This is a genomic window from Allobosea eneae (genome assembly GCF_042657265.1).
In the GTDB taxonomy this organism is placed as follows: Bacteria; Pseudomonadota; Alphaproteobacteria; order Rhizobiales; family Beijerinckiaceae; genus Allobosea; species Allobosea eneae.
This window is the reverse complement of record NZ_JBHSLW010000122.1, coordinates 1-1131: the sequence shown is the minus strand read 5'-3', so window position 1 is coordinate 1131 and position 1131 is coordinate 1. Positions and strand designations below refer to the sequence as shown.

Annotated in this window: 1 pseudogene; it reads right to left on the bottom strand. The window is 66.7% G+C overall.

Features of this window, described 5'->3' with window-relative positions:
* Positions 1-112: 112 nt before the first annotated feature.
* Positions 113-1033: pseudogene (gene tnpC, locus ACFPOB_RS30210) on the bottom strand (IS66 family transposase); the annotation flags it as partial.
* Between the last annotated feature and the right edge of the window lie 98 nt (positions 1034-1131).

Below are 1131 nucleotides of genomic sequence, written 5' to 3'. Positions count from 1 at the left end.
CAGCGGCCCGCGGATCGAGATCCGGGCCGAGCCCGAGCAGGATCGGGAAATGCGGCGCATCGCCCTTTTCGCCGCCGGTGAGGTCGAATGCGATGGGATGTATGCGCTGTTCTCAGGCCACGGCCTTGAGCGGGGCCGGTGCGTAGGCCCACGGCAGGAGCTCATCGATCTGGCTCTGGGGATGGCCGGCGACGATGCGGGCGATGACGTCGCCGAGATAGGCTTGCGGGTCGACGGCGTTGAGCTTGCAGGTCTCCACGAGGGAGGCGATGACGGCCCAATGCTCGGCGCCGCCGTCGCTGCCCGCGAACAGTGCATTCTTGCGGTTCAGGGCGATTGGTCTGATGGCGCGCTCGACCACGTTGGAGTCGATCTCGATACGGCCATCGTCGAGGAAGCAAGAGAGGCCCTGCCAGCGCGAGAGAGCATAGCGGATCGCCTCGGCAAGCTTGCTCTTCTGGCTGACGAGAAGAAGCTTGGCGCGCAGCCACGGCTCCAGCGCCTCGACGATGGGGCGGCTTCTGGCCTGGCGGGCGTCGCGTCGTTCCTCGGCAGAGCGCCCGCGGATATCGCCCTCGATGCGGTAGAGTTCTGCGATGCTCGCGAGCGCTTCCGAAGCGATTGGCGCCGGGCCGGCCTCGGCCAGTTCGTAGAACTTGCGCCGGGCGTGGCTCCAGCAAAAGGCCAGGCTCACGGCATTCCTGCCAGCCAGCGCCTTGTAGCCGGCGTAACCGTCCACCTGCAGCACGCCGGCGAAGCCTTGAAGATGCCGGATCGGCTGCTCCGCCTTGCGGTCGGGTGCATAGAGATAGACCACGCCCGGCGGATCGGCGCCGCCCCAGGGCCGTTCGTCGCGAGCGTAGGCGAAGAGTTGGCCGGTCTTGGTCCGGCCGCGGCCCGGATCGAGCACAGGGGCCGTGGTCTCGTCTGCGAAGAGCTTGGTCGACGCCTTCAGCCGCTCGAACAAGCGCTCATGTACCGGCCGCAGCAGGAAGGCTGCCTTGCCGACCCAGTCGGCCAAGGTCGAGCGATCTGCAGATTCCGACGCGACCGGCCGGGTAATCCAATAATTAACCGGCCACTGTTCCGAGAATTAACCGGTCGGGATTCCGAGAATTATCCGGCCAGGGC